Below are 19939 nucleotides of genomic sequence, written 5' to 3'. Positions count from 1 at the left end.
TCAATCCTTAGTCGCTTAATATTAATAAAGTGTCCAATTTTTGTGGGTCACTACACAACCTTTTGATGCTATTGGAGGATATTTATTTAGTTCAATACATCGCTTAACTAATCTATACGCTTGGATTTCATATGAATTAGTAAATTTTTCTTTATCTTTTAATTTATAAGATAAATCAGCCTTATTGACGGTTATTTGTCCCTTATAATTATCATTACCGTCTAAAAATTTATAGATAACTGCTTTATTTGAATTTGATACTAATATAATTGTTACCATACTTAGCCTTTATGTGGTTGAAAAAAATCGTCTTCATATCTGCAACATGTTTTATCAGATAGGAGTTCAGTTATGAAATCGGCATAGATTATTTTTTGCGTGTTATTTGCGCCTTTCTTCAATATTGGTACTGGTTCATCTTTAGGAAAAGTTAGCATATTATTTAACTCTTTAGGTATTGCTATCATATTGACCACCTCACACTATATTTTATCTATAATCCTGCATTGAGTGCACTTAAATTAATAACTATCTTGATAAACTTTAATATAAAACTGATGCCTTTAGGAGTACCTATATGAGTATTGGATGGACTGAAAACATGCATAATTGATAATTTAAAGTGTTGTTTATATGAAATAGTAAGGTGTGGAATATTTTCTCTATTTTAGATAGTTATGAGGTAGTTATGTATTTTCATCTTGTTGGATGAGTCATAGTTTTGCTTGCTCTATTAATCATGTAGAAAAGATAATAAAGATAAACCAATGATATTATTAAAATCATAGAATTTAGGCATATCCTTTTTGTAGAATATAAGTATAGAAAAAAATAAACCGCATTTCAAAGAACCAGCAAACTAAACCTAAAATTGTTCAATAGAAGAGTAAATGTAATGAGTATGTACAGGAATGATGATGTTTTAATTACAGATTTGATGGATCGAATTAGTAATTTGGAAAATCAAATGACTGAATTGAAAAAGATATACTATAAACAATCTGGAGAAAGTCATAGTACGTTTCTATATGGATGTGAGGTACGTGGCTCGGACTACTTGCATTTAGAAGATAAAATAGTTCCTCGCTTAAAGGAAAACGACCCAGTTTTACTAATACGTGAAGCAGATAATAGATACGATAAGAATGCAATTTCTGTTACTACGCCTTCTGGCCTAAAACTGGGCTATGTTCCACACGAACATAATTTGATATTTAGTCGCCTAATTGATGCAGGAAATCTTCTATTTGGTCGTGTAAAAACTTTTCATTGGGATGGCAAAAATTTGGAATTAGTAATTAAGGTTTATTTGGCAGGTTAATATTTGTAGATAAAAAGATAGTCCTTTTGTTCAGTGGACTATCTTTTTAATATGGATAATTATGAAGAAATGTTAATGTGCTTAGTTAGGATTTTATGACTTCCTTAGCTATGGGAGGGTAGACTAAGAAACAAAATAATAAGAATAAATGTGCCTATTAATTTATTTTTAAAAGAGGTAAAATGACTCTGAATAGTACTTGGAGTGAACAGAATGCTTTATAAACAAATTGAACAGAATAAACGAAATACTTGGATTATTTTAGGTTTATACACCTTGTTGATACTAATAATAAGTATTTTTCTTGGGATGCTTTTTACAGTTTATATTGGAGGAGCTTTCTTTATTATAGGTTTAATTTACATTGCACACGTATACTTTGATGCAACTCGCCATCTTATGAAAGTAACAAATGCTGTTGAAATTACTAAAGAAACAGAGCCCCAAATTTATGAATTAGTTGAAGAACTCTGTTTAGCCGGTGGGTTGCCAGTTCCAAAATTATATATTACTCCTGATCAGGCGCCGAATGCTTTTGCTACCGGACGTGATCCACAACATGCAAGTTTAGCTTTAACGCAAGGACTATTGAATATGATGAATAAAAAAGAAGTTCAAGGTGTCATTGGCCATGAACTTTCTCATATTCGAAACTATGATACTCGTATTACAGTTTTAGCCAGTGCGCTAACTAGTTTAATTACAATGACTGGTATAGGAATCGTTGTATTTGGATGGGGTGTATTAACTAGTGAGAGTAAAGGTTTGTTAGGTCTTCTCATCAAATTTTTTTCCTTATTTTTGATTATTGTAGGTGGAATTATTTCTATTATTGGAATTCCTATAGCAAAGTTGCTATTTTTACTAGTATCACGTCAGAGAGAATATTTAGCGGATATTGGTTCAGTTGATTTGACACGTGAACCAAGTGGCTTAATTTCTGCATTATCTAAACTTGAAAAGCTAGAAGAAGGAGAGAGTACTCCACAAATTGTCTCGCAAGATTTAACCCTACAACATTTGTATTTTAATTTCCCGAGTGCTCATAGTTGGATTAGCCGCCTTTTCTCCGATCATCCACCTTTGGATAAAAGAATTGAGCGTTTAGAAAATAGTAATCAGATAAAATAAGATAAGTATGACCAAATATCATGAGATGGTATTTAGTCTTTGGTTTGGCTAAGGTGTGGTGCAGCATTCGATTTTTTGTTGATAGAAACTGATTAAAAATGATATTATTCTAACTAGAGAACGGCATCACAGCAAGGATCTTTTAGTGTGATCTCCACGTATGTGGAGATGATCCTTACTGGTTGTGATACAGGTCTTCCATCAACATGTGATCTCCACGTATGTGGAGATGATCCTACGATTATCAGCACTTCTTAAAGGATCTTTTTGTGATCTCCACGTATGTGGAGATGATCCCCAATTAAAGTTGAAGAACACGAATAATGTATAGTGATCTCCACGTATGTGGAGATGATCCATACGATCCAGTAGGGTTGTCAGAAATTCTTTTGGTGATCTCCACGTATGTGGAGATGATCCTATTGGAGACGATTATATTTATTCCGATACAGAGTGATCTCCACGTATGTGGAGATGATCCTCTCTAAACGTTGAGACAAGTTAAAAGCTGGGAGTGATCTCCACGTATGTGGAGATGATCCCAAACAAGAAACAAGCGAAACTTTACCAAATAAGTGATCTCCACGTATGTGGAGATGATCCTTTGACAAGTACGGTGAAATTGCATTCGATGAGGTGATCTCCACGTATGTGGAGATGATCCCATGCCTTTAGCGTGTAAATATTCTGCCTCTTTGTGATCTCCACGTATGTGGAGATGATCCTAAAAAAGTCCTTTCCATGCGTACTAGAAAAGAGTGATCTCCACGTATGTGGAGATGATCCCATACATTGCGTTGGCTCTATGAATGTCTCCAAGTGATCTCCACGTATGTGGAGATGATCCTTATCGTCAGAAAGTCTCTTGATTCTCTTGGTAGTGATCTCCACGTATGTGGAGATGATCCTATCTGTCAGCATCCATACAGTGGTCATGCTCTGTGATCTCCACGTATGTGGAGATGATCCTGATGCGGTAGTAAGCGAGGTGATGTGGGTTGAGTGATCTCCACGTATGTGGAGATGATCCTTACTACATTACCAGCAGGGTCAGTGGTTAAGTGTGATCTCCACGTATGTGGAGATGATCCTTTGTGGCAAATAGGTCTTGTAAAGCTTTGAGCGTGATCTCCACGTATGTGGAGATGATCCTATTTAAGTTATCAAGAGCAGTGCGTAATACACGTGATCTCCACGTATGTGGAGATGATCCCCCGTTTGGACTGCTTCCAATCGTTGAAATCAAGTGATCTCCACGTATGTGGAGATGATCCTTCACGTATCTCTTCATCTTTCTCAGCATTCAAGTGATCTCCACGTATGTGGAGATGATCCTAATAATTAGTGTGCTTGTCACAGTACCTTTTAGTGATCTCCACGTATGTGGAGATGATCCTGTCGTTGACGTTGGTACTGAAATTTTTGATACGTGATCTCCACGTATGTGGAGATGATCCTTCTTCAAAGCTGCATTAAATGATAATTGTTGTGTGATCTCCACGTATGTGGAGATGATCCTAATTATATAAACAATTTTTATTTTTTTATTTGGTGATCTCCACGTATGTGGAGATGATCCTAAGTCTACTGGCTTTTGCGTTGGGTGAACATTGTGATCTCCACGTAAGTGGAGATGATCCTAGTGCAGCGTTGTTCTGTTGGATCAGCAAGAAGTGATCTCCACGTATGTGGAGATGATCCTAATACGAGAAACATTAATACTAGTAAAGAAGTGTATTCTCCACGTAAGTGGAGATGATCCCAAGCAAGAAACAAGCCAAACTATATCAGATAAGTATTCTCCACGTAAGTGGAGATGATCCCCAATCGAGAGAAACTTAGAAGATTAGGAATTTAGTATTCTCCACGTAAGTGGAGATGATCCTAATCGTTTTCTATATTTACCAGATGTCACTCCGTATTCTCCACGTAAGTGGAGGTGATCCTATTCCTCTAACTTGGCTGATGAAGTAGCCAAGTGTTTTCCACGTAAGAGAATATAACCTAGGATATTAGCAAAAATAATTTATATTTGAGTGCTTTTTATCAAAATGACGCGATAAGTAGTAGTCATATGGTTTACTGGCCATAAAGATCATGAGAAGAGTTAAAAATTAATCACTCTATAAGTGACCTTTTTGATTTTTAATTAGAGTACTTACTATATTGTGTAAAACAAAATTATCGAAATGGTAAAGGAAGAAAATCAACTGTATTATTGGCCCATTAAACTTATTAAGAGGAAGCTACGATTAGAACTATATAACGTTGATGCTAAAGTAATTAAGCTAGGCCCTTTTGGGAAAAGTAGTGTACGATAATTCTGAATTTAAAAATTGTATAGTGCAAAAATCAAGCCTTTAATCTCTGTTCCGAAAAGAATGTCGAACCTAATTCAGCGAACTTAAAAGTTTTATCTCATTCATTAAGCGCTCTGGTAGCGCTTTTTGTTTTGTAATGGACTTATCGCTACTGATAGATAATCTAAAAAAAGTTAGTTACATTTAATAATGGAGTATAATTAGAAAAGGTATTGTTCTTCACACGAGTGAAGGTGATCCGAATATAGTGTATAGTTCGGAAAGTATTCTCCACGTATGTGGAGTTTTGACAAAAATAAATAATAATATTGTGTAAAGTTAATTAACTGTGCTATAATGAAATCGAATTCAAAAAAAGAAGATGAAAATTAATGGTAAACTTATTCCCAGCCACAAAGGCTTTATGGGGAAAGAAAGCTGTTCATGACGATCAAGAATTTTGGCTTCCTCTAGTTGCACATTTAATTGATACTAAAAATGTAATGCAGTGGCTTTATAATAATTGGATTAGCGAAGGCACTAGAAAAATTTTACAACAAAATTTGTATCCTGAAGATACTCAAAAGCTGGTAGGATTTTTGGGATTTTATCATGATTTTGGTAAGGCCACGCCAGCTTTTCAATATAAACAGTCCTTTCCAAGGAATAAAGATTTGGATGAGGATATAAATGAAAATTTAAGAAGAGCAGGTTTTTCTTCCATCTCCATGGATAACTATAGAGTCCATAAGTCACCTCATCCCATTGCTGGTGAAACTTTACTGGAATCTTTTGGATTAAATGAATCAATAGGCTCAATTATTGGTGGCCATCACGGTCTACCTCCAAAAAAAGATGTCACTTTTAAACAACTGAATATCTATGCTTCGAATCTTTGGGGCCGAGACACAGATACTAAAATTCAAGATGAGTGGAAGTTTGTTCAAAATAATCTTTTTAAATATGGACTAGCATTGTGTGGTTATAATGATATTAAAGATGTTCCAGAGGTTACTTTGCCACAAGCAGTAATTTTAGAGGGAATGTTAATCATGGCTGACTGGCTTGCCTCTAGCGAAAAATTAACTAATTATAGCAATATATCATTATTTCCCTTGATTTCGTTAGAAGAAAATTTTGATGAATTGAATATGGAAGAACGTTATCATCAAGCAATTAAAAAATGGGATATTAGTGATCGATGGATGCCAGAAAAGATTGCTTCTGTTAATGAACAATATCGCTTAAGGTTTAATTTTATTCCTCGTCCAGTGCAAAAAGAAATGTCAGAAATAATTTCTCAAGCTAATGATCCAGGCTTAGTTATTATTGAGGCACCGACTGGAATTGGCAAAACCGAGCTAGCATTGACAGCAGCCGAACAACTAGCCTTTAAGCAAGGAAAATCCGGCTTATATATGGGTTTACCAACTCAAGCAACAACTAACGCAATGTTTTCAAGAGTTAAAGAGTGGCTTGATAGTATAGCAAAAGAACAAGCTGCACATCCTGATGTGAAATTGCTCCAAGGTAAAGCAAAATTTAATAAACCCTATACTAAATTACCTTATGCCGAGAATATTTATGATGATACAGATGGAGCGGTAGTAATTAATAGTTGGTTTGCGGGAAAAAAGTCGAGTTTATCCCATTTTGCAGTTGGAACAATTGATCATCTCTTACTCACTGCCTTAAAGCAAAAACATCTTTTTCTAAGACACTTAGGCTTTAGTGATAAAGTGGTAATAATTGACGAACTTCACGCGTACGATTCTTATATGAGTTCATATTTAGAGAAAGCTATTAAATGGTTAGGAGCATATCATGTACCAGTAATTGCTTTGTCCGCAACTTTACCTAAGAAAAAAAGAAATGATTTGTTAAAAGCTTATCTGAAAGGAAAATATGGCAGTATAAAAATAAAAGCCAATGATAATTGGAAAGTTAATGAAGGCTATCCCTTACTTAGTATTCTGGATGGAAACAAATTAGAACAAGTAAGTGAGTTTTCGATTGCGAATGATGAAAATAGAACGATTAATGTTGTTCGTTTTAATGGAAATGAAGAAGAAATTATTAATAAAGCAGTTGCCGAAATAGAGGATGGCGGAATAGCTGGAATAGTTGTTAATACCGTTAAACGAGCTCAAGACTTAGCAAGATTAGTCCCTGAAAACATTGAAGTATTACTTTTACATTCTGCTTATTTAGCACCAGAGCGTGAAAAAATTGAAGAAAGACTTCAAGCGAAAATTGGAAAGGGTGGCATGCGTCCCCAAAAAATGATAGTTATCGGAACGCAAGTTTTAGAGCAATCTCTAGATATTGATTTTGATGTGCTTTTTACTGATATTGCACCAGTAGATTTAATTATTCAGCGAATTGGTAGACTACATCGTCATAAAATTTCCCGACCTATAACTTTAGCGAAGCCGACAGTGTATATTACAGGAATAAATGGTTACGGTGATTATGGGAAAGGAAATGAATTTATCTATGAAAAATACTTATTAATGAAAACCGATCATTTTCTAAAAAATAAGATTAATATTCCTGACGATGTATCTCCATTAGTACAAAAGGTATATGATCCTAAGATAGATAAAGATATTAAAGATATTGCTGAAGCGGAGGCAAAGTTTGAAAAGGATTTAAAAAAATCTAAGAAGAAAGCACAAGTATTTCAAATAGGAAATCCGAATGAAAAAGACAGAAATAATTTATTTGGTTGGTTAAGTGATGGACAAATTAATGTTAACGATGACAATCATGCCGCTGCTTGTGTTCGAGATATAAAAGAAACTATTGAAGTGATTCTTTTAAGAACTACTAGTGAAGGAACCTTTTTGATGGATGGTCGTAATATTGAAGAAGTAAGCAGTGAGGAAATAGCTGGTCAAACTATTCGATTACCATTTGCAATAGTAAATAGTTCAAAAATTAAAGATCTAATTGATAAAACAATTAGAGAATTGGAGACTAATATGCAATCTTTACATAATAAATGGAAAGAGGATATTTGGTTACGTGGCGCCTTAGTTCTAGAACTTAATGAAAATAATTTAACGACTTTAAACGGATTTAACTTAAAATATTCTTCGAAATTAGGATTAATGTATGAAAAGGAGGAGGAAGATGGATAAAAAAAGTTTTAATCTTGTCACTGAGCCTTGGATTCAAGTCTTGGACAAAGATGGAAATCCCAAGGAAGTTTCATTATTAGAAGTTTTTGAAAATGCTGCTAGTTACCAGCGCTTAGCTGGTGATATGGCGAGTCAAGATTTAGTAATATTACGCTTACTTGTTGCTATTTTAACTACTGTATACTCTCGAATTGATGCAAATGGAAAAAATTATGAATGGTTAACTCTTGATGAAAAAATGCATCTTAAAGAAGCAGAGGAAGAAGATTATGAGTACGATGATTTAGTAAACACGTGGCAATTTTTATATAAAAATGGACAATTCTCTAAGTCGGTTCTCCAATATTTAAAAGAAAATAGTTCTAAGTTTGATTTTTTTGGGGATGATCCATTCTATCAGGTTAATAAGGAAGTTTATGATCAGGAGGTACCGGCTAATAAAAAAGTTAACATCAAAAATCCAAAAGGAACGGTTGATGTTAAACAAATAAACAGAACTATTTCTGAAAGTAATAATAGTCTATCAATTTTTTCACCTAAAACAAGACAGACTAAAAATGAGATAAACTTAGCTCAATTAGTGCGCTGGATCCTGACTTATCAAAGCTTTACAGGAGTAACTGATAAAACAAAGCTAATTAATAAACCGGTATCTAGCGGTTGGCTATATGGTTTAAATCCCGTATTTGCTCAAGGTGAAAACTTATTTCAGACTTTAATGTTGAACTTGGTATTTTCAGAAGAATATAAAGAAGAAAAACCTTTTTGGGAATTTGAAAACGCATTTGAATATATTGAGTTCCTAAAAGATGAGCCTTTCGCTCGCGATCTTTCAATTAGTACTTTATATACGTTATGGTCAAGAATGCTGCATATTGAATGGATAAATGAAAAACCTATTATTTTTACTGCAGGTTTGCCAAAATTGGATAGTGCGGAAGCCTTTATTGAGCCAATGACTACTTGGCGTAAAAACAAAAAAACAGGAGAGGTTTATCCTGCTACTAAGCATTTGACTGATCTAACAAAAGCAATGTGGAGAAATTTTGGGCAATATGTTAGAACTACAGACCCCGATGAATTAGAAGATATGCATGAACCAGAAATAATTAAATGGCTGAGAAAGGTACAAAATAATGAATATCTTCCTACAGACACTTCCTTAACTTTGCGAACTACAACATTAATTAGTGATGGTAAATCTTCTTCTCAGTTACCAGCATTTGAGGTTAATGATTGCTTTAAGATTAAAGCAAATGTACTTTTTGATAAAAATAAAAAAGACTATTGGCCAGAAGACATTGAAAATATGATTGATTTGACTCAGCAAGTAGGAAAAGATTTTTGGATTTTTACTAATAATATTAGTAAATTAAGAGGTTTAAATGGAACAGATTTTGCTGATAATTCGACTATTAAATTTTATGAAAGTTTAAACCTTCCATTTCTTACTTGGCTAGCAAGTTTAAGAAATGATCAAGAACGAGCTAACAAGACAATTGAATGGAAAGAAATATTAAAGAAGATTTCTATAACAAAAGCTGAGGAAGTTCTAAAAAATGCTTCTCCAAGAGATATCATTGGACAAGAAAGTTCGAAAGAAGAAGGAAGCGGAATAAATAATATTTTTACTATTTTTAACTGGTATAAATTAAATGTATTTCGTCATATTAAATAATAAATTTTAAGGAGGGATGATTATTTTGGTGACAAAGATTGAGAGAAATACCAATAAAATTATAAAGAAATTGCATGAACGAGAGGGTAATGATAAAGCAATTTTGTCTGCTCTTAGACGTTCTAATTCTATTCTAAGCCGTCAAGCTACTATTGTTTGGCCGCTGTTATTTGAATACATTAAAGAAAAAGATACCTTTGGTGAAAATAGTAGGCAAACAACTTCAGAACGAGCAATTTTTACAGCCTTACGATGTTATGCTGTTTTTGAGCAAGGTAATGATGTTGAAAGAGATCGAGAATATGATAATGAAAATGCAATGTCATTATTTAGAAGTCTATCGTTTTTGCGTAAAGACGAACAGCTTCGAGAAGCTTTAGATAGACGGGTGCGAGCTGTGTTAAGTACAACTAATGCAGAAGTTGTTACTATATCATTAGTCAGTTTAACTAAAATTATAAAAGCTAATAATCCAGCAGCAAGTATTAATTATCCTGAATTAGCAAATGATATATATAATTTTCAATTAGGTTTTGAACCAGCTAGAAAAGTAGCCATTAAATGGGGAAGAGAATATTTTTGGATTAATGACAATAAAGAAAGTAATGAGGATTAAAAATGACACAAAATAACTTATACGTAGATATTCATGTATTACAAACTGTTCCATCTTCAAATATTAATAGAGATGACACGGGCGCACCTAAAACTGCTGTATATGGTGGAACCACTCGATCACGTGTGTCATCACAAAGCTGGAAAAAAGCGATTAGAGAAGGATTTAAAAAAGATAGTAAAGAACATGATTGGCTTCGAGGCTTTCGTACTAAACGAACAGCTACATTATTGGCTAATGAGTTAATGAAACAAGATGCTTCTTTAAGTTTTGATGATGCACGCAAAAAAGCTAAAGAAGTCTTATCTAATATGGGATTGAAATTTGATAAGTCAAAGAAAACTGATAAAAATAATGATAAAGATTTTGAAACCAAGGTTTTACTTTTCTTTAGCCCGGGGCAATTAAGAAAATTGGCAGAATATGTATTAAATAATAACGAAATTGATAAAAAAGAAGCAAAGAAACTTTTGACTGAAAATCAATCATTAGATTTAGCACTCTTTGGTAGGATGGTAGCCGATGATCCAGAGCTAAACGTTGAAGCTTCCTCTCAAGTAGCACATGCTATTTCAACTCATGAAGTTGTGCCAGAATTTGACTTCTTTACAGCAGTAGATGATGCTAAAACCTCGGAAGAATCAGGTTCTGCTATGCTTGGGACTATTGAATACAATTCTTCTACTTTATATCGATATGCAAATATTAATATGAAGGAATTAATTCATAACTTAGGTGTGGATTTAGCTCAAATTGGATTAAAAGAGTTTATTAAAAATTTTGCTTTAACAATGCCTACAGGACATCAGAACTCATATGCAAATAAAACATTACCTCAATATATTTTGGTAACTATTAGAGAAGATACTCCCGTAAACTTAGTTTCTGCGTTTGAAGCATCTGTGCAAAGTAATAGGGGTTATACTAAAAAGTCAATTGAGCGCCTAGAAACCGAATTTGATAATATTAGTGGATGGATTGGTGAGCCGATTGCTAGTTTTGTTCATGCAAATAAAGAATTTGAAACAACTGTGGGAGAAAAAGAACAAAATATTAATAAATTACTAGATGATGTTTCTACTATAGTGGCTAAGAGGGTAGAAAATGAAAACACTAACGATTAAGTTAAAGGCGCCACTTCAAGCTTATGGTAATGAGGCTACTTTTGGTAGACGTACTACCAATCCTTATCCCACTAAAAGTGCGGTAATTGGAATGATTTCTGCGTCCTTAGGATATGGTCGTAATGATAAAAGAATCTTAGAATTGAATAATTTGTCGTTTGCAGTAAGAAGTGATCAACCAGGGCAAGTAGTAAATGACTTTCAAATCGTTGAATATGCAAAAAGTGCTACAAAAAAAGCAAAGAAATTAACCTATCGCTATTATTTGCAGGATGCAATATTTATGGTAGCGATTGGATCGGAAAATGAGGAGCTAATAGAAAAAATTCATTACGCTTTGCAGCATCCAAAATTTCCATTGTTTTTAGGTAGACGTTCATGTCCTCCAGCTGGTCCACTTGAAATTGAAATGTTTAATAATCAAAATCCATTAAATGTCTTAAAGTCAATGGATTGGCAAGCAGCCAAATGGTATCAAAGAAAACATCCTAATTTTAGTGCTGAACTTGTTTATGATGCCAATCTTGGAGCAAGAGACCATTTTGTATTTCAAGTGAAGGATAAAGTGGGTTCATTTGACCAAAGAAATCGATACCATGATTACCGTGAAGTGGTAAGTACATATATACCAATGAAGAATCAAATAAATGCGCATGCTGAAACAACGCATGACATAATATCGAATATATAAAGAGGTTAATAATGTATTTATCAAGAGTTGAAATTGATTTAAAGAATAGACGAAAAATAAGCGATTTATCGCATTTGGGTGCTTATCACAATTGGGTTGAATCATGTTTTCCAAAATATCAAGATAAAGATAATCGTCCCAGAAACCTATGGCGCATAGATGTTTTAAATGGAAAAAGCTACTTGTTAGTTTTAAGTGAACAGAAACCAGATTTAGAAAAACTAACTAAGTATGGAGTTTTAGGAACAGCGATTACGAAAAAGTATGATGATTTCCTGGATAAATTATATGACGGAGAAAGATTGCGATTTCGTTTAACAGCAAATCCTAGTCGAAAAATAAGTGTTCCTGGTCAAAGACAGGGCCGAATTATGCCACATATTACTATTGATCAGCAAAAAAAGTGGTTTTTAGATCGGACCGAAAGTAACGGATTCAAAATAGTAAAAACTCAAGAAAATTATCCAGAATTTGATATTGTTAACCGTGAGTGGAAATTATTGCGTCATAAAGGAAGTGGAACAGCTAGACTTAGTTGTGTCACTTTTGAAGGGATTTTAAAAATAACCGATTTGAAAAAATTTAAAAATGCAATGATAAGCGGTATTGGAAGAGAGAAAGCGTATGGGATGGGATTACTAACAGTTATCCCAATGTAATCATGCAGAGAAAATTTGGGGCAAAAAAACCAGAAATTAGCGAACTAAGTAAGGTTAGTGACAGAATAACTTTTTTATACTTAGAACATGCAAAGTTAAATCGGATTGATAGCGCAATTAGCGTAGCCGATAGTACAGGAACGGTATATATTCCAGCTGCAATTATTAGTGTTTTACTTCTTGGGCCTGGTATTGATGTAACACATCGTGCAATGGAACTAATGGGAGATGCCGGAATGGCAGTAGTGTGGGTAGGTGAAGATGGAGTAAGACAATATGCTCATGGGCGTTCACTAAATCATTCATCGATCTTACTTCAAGCACAAGCTAAATTAGTTTCTAACACGAGGACACGCTTAGCGGTTGCTCGAAAAATGTATCAAATGCGTTTCCCAGGAATGGATGTTTCTGGGTTAACTATGCAACAATTGCGTGGTAAAGAGGGAGCCCGTATTAGAAGAGTTTATCAAGACCAATCTCAGAAAACAGGAGTTGCCTGGTCACGGAGAGAATACAAGGTCGATGATTTTGAATCAAGTACTCCAATTAATCAAGCTCTAACAGCAGCTCATCAAGCTCTCTATGGATTAAGCTATAGTGTAATTGTTGCTTTAGGTGCATCCGCTGGACTAGGTTTTATTCATACTGGCCATGATTTATCCTTTGTATATGATTTTTCTGATCTGTATAAGGCGGATTATTCAATTCCTATTGCCTTTGAAATGGTTAAGGAATATGGAAAAGATGACATTGCAGTCCATACAAGACATGCAATGAGGGATGCTTTTAAAGATGGAAAATTAATAGAAAAAATGGTCAAAGATCTCAAATATTTATTAGATATTAAAAATCAAGACGAAGTGCATGCAGTAATGAGTCTTTGGGACAATAAAAAAGGGCTTCAAAAATTTGGAGTCCAGTACCATGAGCCTGAGGAGTAGTTTTAATGATTGTAATTACTTTATCCAAAACACCAGCTTCCTTACGTGGTGATTTAACAAAATGGTGTCAAGAAATTCAAACTGGAATCTATGTTGGAAGTGTTAATGCGAAAGTTAGAGACTTATTATGGGAACGAGTTCAAAAAAATATTGGTCAAGGAGAAGCTACTCTAGTTTATAATACGAATAATGAACTTGGATATACTTTTCGAACCACTCGATTAGACAGAAAAATAGTAGATTTTGATGGTATTCCTCTGTTAAAACATGTTAATGTAACGCCAAATTTGAAATTAGGATTTAGTAATGCTGCAAAATACCATAAAGCTAAGGTATGTTCACGATCTGTGTTGCATAATTCAACTTTGTTAAAGTTTGCAGTAATTGATATCGAAACTACAGGCTTAGCTCCCAATAAAAGCGAGATTCTTTCTATTGGTGCTGTTAAGTATTTGAAGAATGGAAAAGTTGATGTATTTTATAAATTAATTAGGGATGTAAACTGTATTCCGGCCGATGTAAGTGAATTAACAGGTTTGAATATGAAGATATTAAAATCGAAAGGAAGTAATTTAATCGAAGTTTTAAAAATGCTAAAAGACTTTCTTGGAGATCGAATTTTATTAGGTTACAATTTAACATTTGATATTAGTTTTTTGGATATAGCCTATAAAAGAAATAAGATTTCTGGGTTAATTAATACTTCTAAAGATTTACTTCCGATAATTAAAAAGAATAATAAATTTCTTGATAATTATAAGTTGAGTACAGTATTGTCTGAATATAAAATTGAAAATCAAAATCCACATCATGCAGATTTTGATGCAAAATGTACGTATCAATTGGCCTTGAAGTTGATTAATGAGGGAAAATTAAAGCTTTAAAGTTTGGTAAAAGTAATGTATTTGGACGATTGCATCTTTTTAAAATGCTGCTATCATAGGATTCTTTTAGTGTATTCTCCACGTATGTGGAGATGATCCTCTAAATTCAAAGCTAGGATCACTTAAAGTTAAGTATTCTCCACGTATGTGGAGATGATCCTAGATTATCTGCGTTAGAAGATCAGAAAAAGGAGTATTCTCCACGTATGTGGAGATGATCCTAAATCTCAAACCATAAGGTAGTAATTTAGTTCGTATTCTCCACGTATGTGGAGATGATCCCAGCATTCTTAGTCTGTTTCATAGTAGTAACCGGTATTCTCCACGTATGTGGAGATGATCCTACCATCGTTTTGAAATTGGGGAATAGTCCCTTGTATTCTCCACGTATGTGGAGATGATCCTAATTAGCTTCAACAGCAGGATCGCCACCACCAGTATTCTCCACGTATGTGGAGATGATCCTCATCATCTGAACTCGTACTAATAAATTTGATCAGTATTCTCCACGTATGTGGAGATGATCCTAAATGCCTTTGATGGACTTACATAGGTAAATTGTATTCTCCACGTATGTGGAGATGATCCTATCAACGCTATTCCTTTTGATTTCTAGAGAATGTATTCTCCACGTATGTGGAGATGATCCTATTTTTTCTTTTTTGTTTGTGTCGCACTGCCAGTATTCTCCACGTATGTGGAGATGATCCTTATTCTTCTCCTTATTATTAATTATTAAAATAGTATTCTCCACGTATGTGGAGATGATCCTTAGTTTTGGATACTTTATATCTACTCTTTATAGTATTCTCCACGTATGTGGAGATGATCCTTTAAATGATAGTTATGGTGAGGCTTTTGGTGGGTATTCTCCACGTATGTGGAGATGATCCCCAACTCCTAAGACTTGGACAGATGTTCAAGGAGTATTCTCCACGTATGTGGAGATGATCCTATCCTTATCAGGATTTTTTATAGGTGTAGTTTGTATTCTCCACGTATGTGGAGATGATCCCAGCCCAGAAACTCGATTCACGTTTTGCATTTGGTATTCTCCACGTATGTGGAGATGATCCTGAAACAAGCTCAAGCTATTGCAGATACAGTAGAGTATTCTCCACGTATGTGGAGATGATCCTGAATTTGATTTTGTTAAGTTGTGTAGACAAAAGTATTCTCCACGTATGTGGAGATGATCCTAGAAAACGTGAACAAACTTATTAAGACTTTAAGTATTCTCCACGTATGTGGAGATGATCCTTAAGAGAAGTAAAGAAGTAGGAGGTAAGTAGAGTATTCTCCACGTATGTGGAGATGATCCTTTCATCTGGGTCTAAGCGGAATAATGGTAATTGTATTCTCCACGTATGTGGAGATGATCCTCAAGCAGAGGCTGAATACGGAATTGGTGGTTTAGTGTATTCTCCACGTATGTGGAGATGATCCTGGAACTGATGAACTCTACTTTATAAGGTAATTGTATTCTCCACGTATGTGGAGATGATCCCAGAAAAACCAATTCACACTATAGACCAACTTCGTATTCTCCACGTATGTGGAGATGATCCTAATATCTGATAGTTCTTCCTGATCAGCACGATGTATTCTCCACGTATGTGGAGATGATCCTAAGCGACTTACGAAGTTGAATGCTGAAAAAGAGTATTCTCCACGTATGTGGAGATGATCCTTGCATGTTCAAAGTAGGTCTGCGTCTTAGCTGGTATTCTCCACGTATGTGGAGATGATCCTGAACGATCAGCGAATTGATATGCTGATGTGTTGTATTCTCCACGTATGTGGAGATGATCCTAAAAGAGACGTTGCCTGGCAATACAGTACGTCGTATTCTCCACGTATGTGGAGATGATCCCTTGTGCCTGATTTAGATCTTGGAGACATGACTGTATTCTCCACGTATGTGGAGATGATCCTTAAAACATCTTTTCTGAAATTTAAAAGTTCTAGTATTCTCCACGTATGTGGAGATGATCCCAAGAATAGTATTTGGGAACAATGGAATAATGAGTATTCTCCACGTATGTGGAGATGATCCTGAAAGGCACACGTCCGAAATTATGTTTCAGAGGTATTCTCCACGTATGTGGAGATGATCCTAAAATTAACGCTGTTAAAAAAGAAGGCAAAAGGTATTCTCCACGTATGTGGAGATGATCCTATCCTGAAATACAGTAACAATTCCTGAAAAAGGTATTCTCCACGTATGTGGAGATGATCCTATACACCTTGAAAACTACCGTTCAAGTATAAGGTATTCTCCACGTATGTGGAGATGATCCTGAATGGCTTGAAGGGCAATATTCGTAAAGCCAGTATTCTCCACGTATGTGGAGATGATCCTGAACACAATAAAGCGAACTCTTATCCTAGAGTGTATTCTCCACGTATGTGGAGATGATCCTATACCTTGTCATACAGTATGTTTGCGTTTTATGTATTCTCCACGTATGTGGAGCTGCTTCTGATGCCCCCAAGTATGAAGATTTTGCAGCGCCTTGGTGTTGGCAAAATTACTAACTCGTATTATCCAGTAAATAAAAAATGCCACATCATTCAAAACATACTATATCTATACAATCCTATGTTAATCAGTTGAATGACTTGATAGTTCATATTAGTTGATTTATATAAAAAATATCAAGAGAGAAAAAATATGACACCATCAATTGACTAAAGGCCAATAGGATTTGCTACAATAAATGAAGGGACAAGTGAACGTAGTTTATTAGAAAGAAGAACAATGGCACTATGCTAAAAAAGCGATTCACGAGTCTACTATGAAAGTAGGAGATAGTTAGGTGGACGCGCATAGTAGTCAGATAGGTGTGGATGCAAATATCGCCTTGCTTGTCTTAAAGAAAACGATACTCAAACGAGTGTCGTTTTTATTTTTTGGTTTTTTCTCAAGGATAGGACTTAAATATTTAATAAAGATAATTCAAATCATCATCCCTAAATACATTAACTCTACTTGTTATGACATCAAGCTGTTTCTACTTGTTGTGCAAGGAAAAATCAGCACGTAAAGAAGGTTTGTAGCTTACTCCCGAAGTAGGCTAATCCGTAATTTAAAAACTCAATTCGTTATATAATCTGTATAATTTTCTAACTAAAAATGCTAGAATTATTGATGTATTCAAATAGGGAGGTTTTTTGATGAAAAAAAGATATCTTTTAGGAGCATTAGGTTTAGTACTTCTGGGATTAGGAACAAGTGCTTGCTCTAGTCAAACAAACAATAGTGGCAGCAAACAAACAACTACTAGTAAGTCAAAGAAGTCTATCGAAAAGACCGATGAAAATAGTAGTGAAAGTACAAAACGCTCTAGAAAAGATTTAAGTACAGGAGCTGACACTCAAGATAATAATAGCAATAGTAACGATGGAAAAGCTTATGGCGGAAATTTCCAAGATAGTAAGGGATATATCGCTATCGGTAGTGTAACCAACGTCACTGTTAAGAGTTCTAATGACGATGGCCACTATGCTCTAGTGAAAGGAATTTTCACTAATAATGATAAAGAAAGCGTTGATCCAACATCTTTCTTTAGTAACCACTTAAAAGTAATGGAGAAAGTTGGCAAAGCTACTCATGACCTTGTTTTGGTCACCACAGACATTGAAAATGAATTAACACCTTGGGGAAACCAGATTAAGGAAGGTCGTAAGAAGGTTGAGCCTAATATGACCAGTAATTTTGTTATAGTATATAAATTAGATCCTGCAAATGGAGCTAAAACTAATGCAACCCATTATGTATTCGAACCTCACGATTCTAAATTTGGTAAATCATTAACTGTAAAAGTTTATGAGTCTAAGACCATTAAGAAATCTAGCGATAGTGCAAATAGCAATTCAAATTCTGACGAAAGTACAGACACAAATTCAAGTGCCGATACAAGCAGTGATGCTGATACAGATGACTAATTAAATATTAAAAAACTGAGAACTATGAGGGTATTCATAATTCTCAGTTTTTTATTAGGTGGTATTATTGTCCAATTAGTTGCTGGAAATCGCTAACTAGTTTTTGAAAAGTTGCATTTAAATTCTGCATAAATTCGTTTTGATTATTTTTCATTTGATCTAATAATGAATCGGCCTGATTTGGATTTTGTTTGATTTGGTCGATAGTAGAGCCCAATTGATCAATTTGATTTTGTAAGGCTTGATTATTAGCAGCATTATTTTTCAATTGTTCATTTTCAGTTTTGATTTGGTTTAATTGGTTTTGTAATTCTTCTTTATTTTGATCCTGCTTATAGGTATTGATAGCACTTTGCAACTCTTTATTTTGTTGCATTAATTGCCTGTTTTGTTCAGACAGATTATCTAATTTACTGTTAGTATTATTGAGGGCATTACTTTGAGCTTGCTCATTTTGAACCGTATCATTATGAGCCTGACAAGCTGAAATACCAAAGATGATGGCAATTAATAAAACAAGCACTCCAAGAACAATATATACTATCCTTTTCTTGCCTTTCTTTTTAGGACTAGCAGCTTTATTAGGAGAAGAAGTATATTGTGCTGTTTTTACTGGAGCTGGTTGAGGAGTAGGGGAAGAATCAACCATATTATTTTTATCTGTTACCCAGGCTTGAATTTTCTTGGTCGCATATTCGTTATTAGTGCCAATCGCTGTGATAATTACAGGATATACTCCTGCTTCAGATCGGTTAACGGCCTTTTTATTTATACTAAGATTATCATTTGAAATAAAATGGCCATTTTCTGTAACTGTAAGTTCCAATTGAGAGATTATTTCTTGATTGGTCAAATTCTGATTAAGAGGCCAGGTAATTGAGTCTACTCTGGTATTGATTTGTAATGTCATATCTAAATTCCTTTGAAAAACTTTAGTCTATTTAATTCAATTATACTAATAAAATTTACTTAGAGAAATTAATTAACAGCAGTAAAATAAAACTTAAACAATTATAAACTATATAAATAATATAATTAAAATTATGTAAAATGGAGAAGAAATGAAAAGATCAGAAAATGTAACTTTAACTAATATGTGTATGATAAAAGATAAGGATAAAATTTTGGTTCTAAATAGAACTGATCCAGTTTGGCCCGGTTTAACTTTTCCAGGTGGCCACGTCGAATCTCATGAAGCTTTTCATGATTCAGTGGTTAGAGAAATAAAAGAGGAGACGGGATTAGAAATTAAGGATCCGCGTTTAGTTGGAGTAAAGCAATTTTTTGACCATAATGATGAACGCTATCTTGTCTTTTTCTATATGGCTACTAAGTTTACTGGTATGTTAAAAGCTTCTGATGAAGGAGATTTAACTTGGATGACAAGGGAAGAAATAGAAAAATCAAAATTAGCATATAACTTTGATCATGATTTACCAATCTTTTTCGATGAAAAGTTAAGTGAACATATCTTAGATGGAGATAGAGATCAAACTTATTAAA

Annotated in this window: 15 protein-coding genes, 1 pseudogene and 2 CRISPR repeat arrays; of the genes and pseudogenes, 12 read left to right on the top strand and 4 right to left on the bottom strand. The window is 34.2% G+C overall.

The features are described from left to right. Positions 1-21: 21 nt before the first annotated feature. Positions 22-279, bottom strand: coding sequence for a hypothetical protein (locus CP370_RS02370; RefSeq protein WP_087712916.1), 258 nt, complete (start codon positions 277-279; stop codon positions 22-24). 2 nt (positions 280-281) lie between these two features. Next, positions 282-467: a hypothetical protein gene (locus CP370_RS02365; RefSeq protein WP_087712917.1), complete on the bottom strand. Its 186-nt coding sequence runs from the start codon at positions 465-467 to the stop codon at positions 282-284. Positions 468-895: 428 nt separating this feature from the next. On the opposite strand from CP370_RS02365, the gene CP370_RS02360 reads away from it, so the two are divergent. The 7 genes and pseudogenes from CP370_RS02360 to cas5e all read left to right on the top strand — a co-directional run. After that, positions 896-1321 (top strand): HIRAN domain-containing protein, encoded by a 426-nt coding sequence (locus CP370_RS02360; protein ID WP_087712918.1) that lies wholly within the window; start codon positions 896-898, stop codon positions 1319-1321. A 213-nt stretch (positions 1322-1534) separates the two neighbouring features. Then, positions 1535-2452: a M48 family metallopeptidase gene (locus CP370_RS02355; protein ID WP_087712919.1), complete on the top strand. Its 918-nt coding sequence runs from the start codon at positions 1535-1537 to the stop codon at positions 2450-2452. Between the two features lie 147 nt (positions 2453-2599). Beyond that, positions 2600-4398: a CRISPR direct-repeat array (repeat unit 28 nt; unit sequence GTGATCTCCACGTATGTGGAGATGATCC). Between the two features lie 746 nt (positions 4399-5144). Beyond that, on the top strand, positions 5145-7895 hold the full coding sequence (locus tag CP370_RS02350) for a CRISPR-associated helicase/endonuclease Cas3 (protein ID WP_087712920.1): 2751 nt from the start codon (positions 5145-5147) through the stop codon (positions 7893-7895). After that, complete coding sequence (locus CP370_RS02345; RefSeq protein WP_157662329.1) at positions 7888-9573, top strand: type I-E CRISPR-associated protein Cse1/CasA; 1686 nt, start codon at positions 7888-7890, stop codon at positions 9571-9573. The genes CP370_RS02350 and CP370_RS02345 overlap by 8 nt, the downstream gene beginning before the upstream one ends. A gap of 28 nt (positions 9574-9601) precedes the next feature. After that, positions 9602-10189 carry a type I-E CRISPR-associated protein Cse2/CasB gene (gene casB / locus CP370_RS02340; protein WP_157662328.1) on the top strand — a complete coding sequence of 196 codons (588 nt, stop codon included), beginning with the start codon at positions 9602-9604 and terminating at the stop codon, positions 10187-10189. Between the two features lie 2 nt (positions 10190-10191). Continuing rightward, the gene (cas7e, locus tag CP370_RS02335) at positions 10192-11313 is read left to right on the top strand and encodes a type I-E CRISPR-associated protein Cas7/Cse4/CasC (protein WP_087712923.1); all 1122 of its coding nucleotides are present in this window, start codon (positions 10192-10194) and stop codon (positions 11311-11313) included. Next, positions 11294-11869: pseudogene (gene cas5e / locus CP370_RS02330) on the top strand (type I-E CRISPR-associated protein Cas5/CasD); the annotation flags it as partial. The gene cas7e and the pseudogene cas5e, both read left to right, overlap by 20 nt. Here the strand turns inward: cas5e and CP370_RS10265 are convergent. After that, positions 11808-11936, bottom strand: coding sequence for a hypothetical protein (locus CP370_RS10265; protein WP_369821748.1), 129 nt, complete (start codon positions 11934-11936; stop codon positions 11808-11810). The pseudogene cas5e and the gene CP370_RS10265 overlap by 62 nt on opposite strands. Positions 11937-12015: 79 nt before the next feature. Here CP370_RS10265 and cas6e point away from each other — a divergent pair, with 79 nt between their 5' ends. From cas6e to CP370_RS02305, 4 genes are all read left to right on the top strand, one after another. Then, complete coding sequence (gene cas6e / locus CP370_RS02325) at positions 12016-12663, top strand: type I-E CRISPR-associated protein Cas6/Cse3/CasE (RefSeq protein WP_087712925.1); 648 nt, start codon at positions 12016-12018, stop codon at positions 12661-12663. 2 nt (positions 12664-12665) lie between these two features. Further along, positions 12666-13604, top strand: coding sequence for a type I-E CRISPR-associated endonuclease Cas1e (gene cas1e / locus CP370_RS02320; RefSeq protein ID WP_087712926.1), 939 nt, complete (start codon positions 12666-12668; stop codon positions 13602-13604). A gap of 5 nt (positions 13605-13609) precedes the next feature. After that, positions 13610-14488: a type I-E CRISPR-associated endoribonuclease Cas2e gene (gene cas2e, locus CP370_RS02315; RefSeq protein WP_087712927.1), complete on the top strand. Its 879-nt coding sequence runs from the start codon at positions 13610-13612 to the stop codon at positions 14486-14488. Between the two features lie 71 nt (positions 14489-14559). Continuing rightward, a CRISPR array of direct repeats spans positions 14560-16972; the repeat unit is 28 nt; unit sequence GTATTCTCCACGTATGTGGAGATGATCC. Between the two features lie 693 nt (positions 16973-17665). Continuing rightward, positions 17666-18436 (top strand): hypothetical protein, encoded by a 771-nt coding sequence (locus CP370_RS02305; protein WP_087712929.1) that lies wholly within the window; start codon positions 17666-17668, stop codon positions 18434-18436. Positions 18437-18500: 64 nt separating this feature from the next. Here the strand turns inward: CP370_RS02305 and CP370_RS02300 are convergent, their stop codons facing one another. Further along, a complete protein-coding gene (locus tag CP370_RS02300; RefSeq protein WP_087712930.1) occupies positions 18501-19346 on the bottom strand; it encodes a hypothetical protein in 846 nt (281 codons plus the stop codon). A 151-nt stretch (positions 19347-19497) separates the two neighbouring features. Here CP370_RS02300 and CP370_RS02295 point away from each other — a divergent pair, with 151 nt between their 5' ends. Next, positions 19498-19938: an 8-oxo-dGTP diphosphatase gene (locus tag CP370_RS02295; RefSeq protein WP_087712931.1), complete on the top strand. Its 441-nt coding sequence runs from the start codon at positions 19498-19500 to the stop codon at positions 19936-19938. Position 19939 lies beyond the last annotated feature (1 nt).

It is taken from the genome of Lactobacillus sp. UMNPBX19, from assembly GCF_002553805.1.
Taxonomy (GTDB): Bacteria; Bacillota; Bacilli; order Lactobacillales; family Lactobacillaceae; genus Lactobacillus.
Note: the sequence above shows the minus strand (reverse complement) of the source record. Positions and strands in the feature narration are given on the sequence as shown.

Bases quoted from the DNA above. Each gene is read 5' to 3' on its own strand.
- CP370_RS02370 (WP_087712916.1), bottom strand. From the start codon at position 279: ATGGTAACAATTATATTAGTATCAAATTCAAATAAAGCAGTTATCTAT.
- CP370_RS02365 (WP_087712917.1), bottom strand. From the start codon at position 467: ATGATAGCAATACCTAAAGAGTTAAATAATATGCTAACTTTTCCTAAA.
- CP370_RS02360 (WP_087712918.1), top strand. From the start codon at position 896: ATGAGTATGTACAGGAATGATGATGTTTTAATTACAGATTTGATGGAT.
- CP370_RS02355 (WP_087712919.1), top strand. From the start codon at position 1,535: ATGCTTTATAAACAAATTGAACAGAATAAACGAAATACTTGGATTATT.
- CP370_RS02350 (WP_087712920.1), top strand. From the start codon at position 5,145: ATGGTAAACTTATTCCCAGCCACAAAGGCTTTATGGGGAAAGAAAGCT.
- CP370_RS02345 (WP_157662329.1), top strand. From the start codon at position 7,888: ATGGATAAAAAAAGTTTTAATCTTGTCACTGAGCCTTGGATTCAAGTC.
- cas7e (WP_087712923.1), top strand. From the start codon at position 10,192: ATGACACAAAATAACTTATACGTAGATATTCATGTATTACAAACTGTT.
- CP370_RS10265 (WP_369821748.1), bottom strand. From the start codon at position 11,936: ATGTACTTACCACTTCACGGTAATCATGGTATCGATTTCTTTGGTCAA.
- cas6e (WP_087712925.1), top strand. From the start codon at position 12,016: ATGTATTTATCAAGAGTTGAAATTGATTTAAAGAATAGACGAAAAATA.
- cas1e (WP_087712926.1), top strand. From the start codon at position 12,666: ATGCAGAGAAAATTTGGGGCAAAAAAACCAGAAATTAGCGAACTAAGT.
- cas2e (WP_087712927.1), top strand. From the start codon at position 13,610: ATGATTGTAATTACTTTATCCAAAACACCAGCTTCCTTACGTGGTGAT.
- CP370_RS02305 (WP_087712929.1), top strand. From the start codon at position 17,666: ATGAAAAAAAGATATCTTTTAGGAGCATTAGGTTTAGTACTTCTGGGA.
- CP370_RS02300 (WP_087712930.1), bottom strand. From the start codon at position 19,346: ATGACATTACAAATCAATACCAGAGTAGACTCAATTACCTGGCCTCTT.
- CP370_RS02295 (WP_087712931.1), top strand. From the start codon at position 19,498: ATGAAAAGATCAGAAAATGTAACTTTAACTAATATGTGTATGATAAAA.